The organism is Rubrimonas sp. (genome assembly GCF_036788415.1).
In the GTDB taxonomy this organism is placed as follows: domain Bacteria; phylum Pseudomonadota; class Alphaproteobacteria; order Rhodobacterales; family Rhodobacteraceae; genus Rubrimonas.
This window is the reverse complement of record NZ_DAIQNN010000023.1, coordinates 34,483-41,097: the sequence shown is the minus strand read 5'-3', so window position 1 is coordinate 41,097 and position 6,615 is coordinate 34,483. Positions and strand designations below refer to the sequence as shown.

The following is a 6,615-nucleotide window of genomic DNA, read 5'->3' as shown; positions in this document are numbered from 1 at the left end:
TGCGGAGCGCCGAGTTCGGCTTCTTCGGCGTCGTGGTGTAGACGCGCGTGCAGACTCCGCGCTTCTGGGGGCACGCCTCCAGATGCGTCGACTTGCTGCGCTTCACTTTGGGCTGCCGGGGTTTCCGGATCAGCTGCTGGATCGTCGGCATCGGGCGGTCCACCCTCGAAAATTGTTCCGTCAGGCGCTCGGTGAAGACGCAAAAGACGCCGCGTCGAGGGTGCTCCCCGTCGCGGCCTCCGCCAGAGGATCGAGGCTCTCGCCCGGATCGTGCGCGCCAAACAAAGCTGCCACCGGCCCCGCGCGCCACAGGCGCTGCGGATCGGATGGGCGGCGTTTATAGAGGGCGCAGGGGCCTGTCAAGCGCAGGTCGCGCCAAATCGCGCGGGACGCGCGCCGCTCAGCCCGTTCGGCCGAAGATCAGGCGGAACACCGCGCCCTCGCCGGGCGCGCTGTCGGCGACGATCTCCCCGCCATGCGCCTCCATCACCCGCCGGCAGATCGCAAGCCCCATGCCGGAGCCCTCCGAGTCGGGGTCGAGCCGCACCGTGGGGTGGAAGATGTCGCCGCGGCGCGCGGGGTCGAAGCCGCGCCCGTTGTCGCGCACGGCGACTTCGCCGAAAGCGCCCTCTGGCGTCTCGATGCGGATGAGCGGCGCGCGGTCGGGCGCGCGATGGCGCAGCGCGTTGTCGATCAGGTTCTCGAATACGACCTGCAACATCGCCGCGGACCCCTCGACGCTCGGCAGCGGGCCGATCTCGACGCGGGCGCCTTCCGCCGCGATGGCGTCGGATTTTGCGTGGGCGGCCGCTTCGGCGACCATGTGCAGGTCGAGCAGCGCGAAAGCCTCCTCGGGCGGCGCGCTGCGGGCGAAGGCCAGCAATTCGCGCACCTGCCCCTGAAGCCGCATCGCGAGGTCTTCGATCGCCTGAGCGTCCTCGCGCGTCTTCGCCCGCTTGCCGAGCGCGTCCTTCAGGCTCTCGGCGCGGGCGGCGATGCGGCGCAGCGGCGATATCAGGTCGTGGCTGGCGAGAAAGGCGAACTGCTCGAGGTCGCGGTTGGACCGGGCGAGCGCTTCGGTCCGCCGCCGCAAGGTCTCCTCGATGCGCCGGCGCTCCGACACGTCGCGACCCACGGCGGCGATCCGCGCCCCGCCCGAGAGCGGGCGCAGCGTCAGCGACAGATCGTAGGTCGAGCCGTCGCGGCGCAGGGCGAAGGTTTCGACCGTCACTTCCGGCGCGGCGCCGGACAGAAGCGGCGCCAGCGCGTCCTCGAAGGTCGCGCGGTCGTATTCCGGCAGCAGCGACACATAGTCGAGCCGCAGCAACTCGCGCTCGGGATAACCGAGATTGCGCAGCGCAGCTGCGTTGGCGCGCTGGATCTGGCAGGTGGCGGCGTCGACGATCAGCACTTCGACGGGGCTCGAGCGGAGGATCTCCTCGGCGAGCACCGCCTCCGCGCGCTGCTCGTCGAGCGCGGTGAAAGCCCCGACCAGCAGCTCCGCCCCGTCGCGCTGCCCGATGGTCAGGCCCTCGTCGCGAAAGAGCGCCTCGCCGCCGCCCGGCAGCCGCACCGAAATCTCGACGCGCCAGCGCCCGCCGGTCTCGGCGCGCCGCTCCATCGCGAGGGTGCGCTGGCGCAGGCTGGAGGGCGTCAGCAGCGCCTCGAAGGCGGAGACGTCGTTGCGGCCTTCGGGCAGCCCCAGCAGTCCGGCCAGACGCGGGTCGAGGTCGATCGCCCCGCGCTCGGGGTGCAGCGTGTAGGCGCCGGAGAAGGCGAGTTCCGCCAGGGCGGCGGCGCGGCGGTCGGAGGCGGCGGCGTCGCGTCGGGCGACTTCGGCCTCGGCGGCGTCTCGGACATAGACGAACCAGCCGATCACACGGTCGCGATCGATCTCGGGCCCGCCCTCGATCACCGCCGGGCGCCACCCGCCGCCGGGACGGCGCAGCCGCGCCGCGACCTGGAATCGCCGCTTGTCGCGATGCGCCCCGTTCCAGGCGGCCTCGGCGCGGGTCCGGTCGGCCTCGTGCACCATGTCGAGCCAGCCCTGATCGTCGGCGGAGCGCATCGCGGCGAAGGGCTGGCCGGTGAACGCCTCCCAGTCGCCCGAGCCGCGCAGCAGCTTGCCGTCGCCCGAGAATTGCAGCGACACCGCGCCGACCCAGTCGAGAAGTTGCCGCAACTCCGCGCTGCGCGCCTTCGCCTCGGCCTCCGCGTTCACGAGCCGCGTCACTTCGATCAGGCTCACCACCGCGCCGCTGACCGACCGCCCGTCCTTCACCGGCACGGCCCGCACGGTCCAGACCGTGCCGCCATGGGCGCAGCGCTCCTCCTCGACCATCTCGCCGGCGGCCATCGCCGCCTCAAGCCAGCCGCAGATGTCGAACCCCGCCAGACGGTGCGTGATGTGGCTGAGGTGCCGCCCCTCGTCGCCGGGGATGAGGTTGATCACACGGGTCGCGGTCGGGGTGAAGCGGCGCACCAGCAGTCCCCGGTCCACGAACACCACCCCCACCCCCGTCGCCTGCAACAGCGACGAGACATCCTTCGAGAGCTGCGTCAGCTCCTCGTTCTTGCGCTCGTATTCGGCGTTGACGGTGTAGAGTTCTTCGTTGACGGAGTGCAGCTCTTCGTTGGTGGACTGCAACTCCTCGTTCGCCGTCATCAGCTCTTCGTTGGTGGACTGAAGCTCCTCGTTGGAGGTCTCGAGCTGTTCCAGCATCGACTGGAGGTTGTCGCGCTCGTTGCGCAACGCCTCCTCAAGATAGGCGATGCGCTGCTCGGCGAGCTTGTCGAACTGGACATGTTCGAGCGACACGCCGCCGCCGCCGCTGCGCGGCGCGCCCTCGAAGGCGACGTAGAGCCGCTCCGGGCCCGCCTCGCTGTCGCCGCCCATGGGGCGCACCCGAAACACCGCGGCGGCCTCGCCCCCTGCGCCGGAGGCGGTGAAAACAACCTCCTCGCGGGTGCGCAGCGCCTGCTCGACCGCCGTGGCGAGCGGGATGCGCAGCGGCTCCTTGACGAGCTTCACGACGTCCTGGGTGAACGGCCCCGCCTGGGGCGGATCGAGATAGTCGCGCCCCGCGCCGACGACATGCAGCAGTTCGCGCTCGCGCCCGATCAGCAGACCGGGCGGCGCGTAGAGGTCGAGGACGCCCTGCAGCGCGTTGGCGTTGATCCCGCGCGGCGGGCTGTAGGGGGCGGCGCGCCGGCGCGAGACGGTCTCCGCGGTCCAGCGGTTGTTGGCGATCAGCTCGCTGACCGTCAGGCTGTCGCGCCGGTCGGCCGCGCGCTTGCGGAACAGCCGCCACTTGCTGTCGACCACGGCGAAGCGGCCCTGGTCCTCGCCGATGGATTCCGACGGCCCCAGCATCAGCCAGCCGCCCGGCGCGAGGCTGAAATGGAACAGCGACAGCGATTTCTGCTGGGCCGAGGTCTCGAAATAGATCAGCGCGTTGCGGCAGGAGATCAGGTCGGTGTTGATGAAGGGCGGGTCGCGCAGCATGTTGTGCGGCGCGAACACGATCCAGTTGCGCAGCTCCGGCGCCACCTGCCAGTGGCCCTCCTCGGTGCGCAGGAAGAAGGCGTCGCGCCGCGCCGGCGACACCGCCGCCATCTCCGTCTCAAGATAGACGCCCTGCGCCGCCCGTTCGAGCGCGAGCGGGTTGATGTCGGTGGCGAAGATCTGCACGCGCGGCTCGCGGCCCGCCCGGTCGGCGGCCTCGCGCAGCAGCATGGCGATGGAATAGGCCTCCTGCCCGGTCGCCACCCCCGGCACCCAGATGCGGATCGGGCGGTCGTCGGCGGGCTCGTCGATCAGCTGCGGGATCACCTTGTCGGCCAGCGCATGGAACGCGCCGGCGTCGCGGAAGAATTCGGTGACGACGATCAGCAGGTCCGACGCCAGCCCGCGGATTTCGCCGGGATTGCGCTCGATTTCGTCGAGATAGTCGGCGAGGTCCTTCAGCCCCGCCTTCTGCATCCGGCGGGTGATCCGGCGCATCACCGTGGTCTTCTTGTACTCGCTGAAATCCACATTGGCGCCGCCGAGCACCAGCTCGAGGATGCGCGCTACGATCTGCGCTTCGCCTTCGGGAAACTCGGGGACCAGGGGCGGGGCGGCCCCGTTCATGCGGGCGAAGCGCTCGGCCAGCGCGCCGCCCATGTCCTCGGGGGCGAGCACCAGATCGACCGCGCCGGTCTCGGCCACGGCGCGCGGCATGCCGTCGAAGCGCGCCGTGTCGAGCGACTGCGCGATGACCAGCCCGCCCGCCTCGCGCAGCTTGCGCGCGCCGCGCGCGCCGTCGGCCCCGGTGCCCGACAGGATGACCGCGGTCGCCCGCCGCCCGTATTCGCGCGCCAGCGACCCGAAGAACAGGTCGATCGGCAGCGACGGCGCGTTGTGATTGCTTCGGTCGGTCAGGAACAGCCGGCCGGTCTGGACGATCATGTCCTTGCCGGGCGGGATCACATAGACGCAGTTGGGTTGCAGCGTCTCGCCGTCCTCGACGACATGCACGGGCATCGGCGTGCGCCGACCGAGCAGTTCGTCCATGATGCTCTTGAAATCTGGCGAGAGGTGCGTGATCACCACATAGGCGGCGCCGGTCGTCGGCGCGAGATGGTCGAAGAACGCCTCCAGCGCTTCAAGCCCGCCCGCCGAAGCGCCGATGGCCACGACATGCTCGACCGTCTCGATCTCGCTCGGCGCTTCGAAGTTCATGCCATCTCCCCGCCGGCGCTCTGCTGCGGCGCCGTCCTGCAACATTCACCATGAGCCGGGTTTCCGATCAAGACTTTCACGTCGCGGATGCGCCCGCGCGGACAAATCACGCGCGCTGCGGCACTGTCTCGGCGTGAGAATCGGCGCAACCCGAAGGGAGACCATCGCATGACGAACGCCGACGCCGCCTGGAGCGACCTCGAAGCCCACGCCGCGCGGCTGCGCGCGACCACGCTGCGCGCCTTGTTCGCCGCCGATCCCGGACGCGCCGACGCGCTGAGTTTCGCGCTCGACGATCTGACGCTCGATTTCAGCCGCGAGAAGCTCGACGCCCCCGCGCTCGGCGCGCTGGTCGCGCTGGCGCGCGCGTCGGGGGTTGAGGCGTCGCGCGACGCGATGGCCACCGGCGAGGCGGTCAACCTCACAGAGGGCCGGCCCGCGCTGCACATGGCGCTGCGCGGAAGCTGCGCGCCGCTGGTGGAGGGCGTCGCCGAGGTCGGCGGGACGCTCGACCGCTTCCTCGCCTTCGCCGACGCCGTGCGCTCCGGCGCCTTCGCAGGCGCGGAGGGGGCGTTTGCGGACGTCGTCAACATCGGCATCGGCGGCTCAGATCTCGGGCCGGTCATGGCGGCGCGCGCGCTCGCGCCGGATTGCGACGGGCCGCGGGCGCATTTCGTCTCCAATGTCGACGGTGCGCATCTCACGGACGTGCTCGGCCCGCTCGACCCGGCGCGCACGCTGGTGGTCGTCGCCTCCAAGACCTTCACCACGCAGGAGACGATGACCAACGCCCGCACGGCCCGCGACTGGCTCGCAGCCTCCGTCGGCGAACGCGCCGGCGCCCATATGGCCGCCGTCTCGACCAACCTGCCGGCCTGCGCGGCGTTCGGGATCGAGGCCGAGCGGGTGTTCGGCTTCTGGGACTGGGTGGGGGGGCGCTATTCGCTCTGGAGCGCGATCGGCCTGCCGGTCGCGATCGCCGCCGGGTCGAAGGCGTTCCGCGACCTGCTCGCCGGCGCGGCGTCGATGGACGCGCATTTCCTGTCGGCCCCGCTGGCGCGCAATCTGCCCGTGCTGCTCGCGCTGGTCGGGGTCTGGCGGCGCAACGCCATGGGCTGGCCCACGGTGGCGCTGATCCCCTATGACCAGCGGCTCGAACGCTTCGCGGCTTACGTCCAGCAGCTCGACATGGAGTCGAACGGCAAGCGCGCGCGCCGCGACGGCGGGCCGGTCGCGCGCGCCACGGCGCCGGTGATCTGGGGCGAGCCGGGCACCAACGCGCAGCACTCCTTCTTCCAGCTCGTCCATCAGGGAACCGACGTGATCCCGGTGGATTTCATCCTCGCCGCCGAGCCGCGCGTCGCGCCGGGCTGGGATGCGATGGCCGACGCGCTCGCCGACCACCACGCCAAGCTCGCCGCCAACTGCCTCGCTCAGGCCTCCGCCCTCGCCTTCGGGCGCACGTTGGCGGAGGCGGAGGCTGCGATGGCCGGCGCGCCGGCGGCGGAGGTGGCCCGCCTCGCCCCGCATCGCGTCTTCCCCGGCGACCGGCCCTCGACGCTGATCCTGCACCGCCGGCTCGACGCCTTCGCGCTGGGCCGGCTGATCGCGCTCTACGAGCACAAGGTGTTCGCGCAGGGCGCGATCTGGGACGTCAACAGCTTCGACCAGTGGGGGGTCGAACTCGGCAAGCAGCTGGCGGGCGGGATGCTCGACGCGCTGAAGGCCGGCGCGGCGGAGGGCGCCGACCCCGCCACCGCCGCGACGGTCGCGCGGATCGCAGCGCTGCGCGGGTGATCTTCGGCCCGGAGGTCGCCTTGCGACGGACCGGCCTCAGCGCTAGCTTGCCGCATCGCAGCAGGCGATGCGCTGGGAGTCGCGTCGTCTCACGG

General features: G+C 71.5%; 2 protein-coding genes and 1 pseudogene. 1 reads left to right on the top strand and 2 read right to left on the bottom strand.

The genetic code is table 11. The features are described 5' to 3' along the window. Both rpsL and V7Q31_RS08030 read right to left on the bottom strand, forming a co-directional pair. Positions 1-151: pseudogene (rpsL, locus tag V7Q31_RS08035) on the bottom strand (30S ribosomal protein S12); the annotation flags it as partial. A 249-nt stretch (positions 152-400) separates the two neighbouring features. Continuing rightward, a complete protein-coding gene (locus tag V7Q31_RS08030; protein ID WP_333833175.1) occupies positions 401-4,723 on the bottom strand; it encodes a chemotaxis protein CheB in 4,323 nt (1,440 codons plus the stop codon). A gap of 168 nt (positions 4,724-4,891) precedes the next feature. Here V7Q31_RS08030 and pgi point away from each other — a divergent pair, with 168 nt between their 5' ends. After that, positions 4,892-6,520: a glucose-6-phosphate isomerase gene (pgi, locus tag V7Q31_RS08025; protein ID WP_333833174.1), complete on the top strand. Its 1,629-nt coding sequence runs from the start codon at positions 4,892-4,894 to the stop codon at positions 6,518-6,520. Positions 6,521-6,615: the final 95 nt, after the last annotated feature.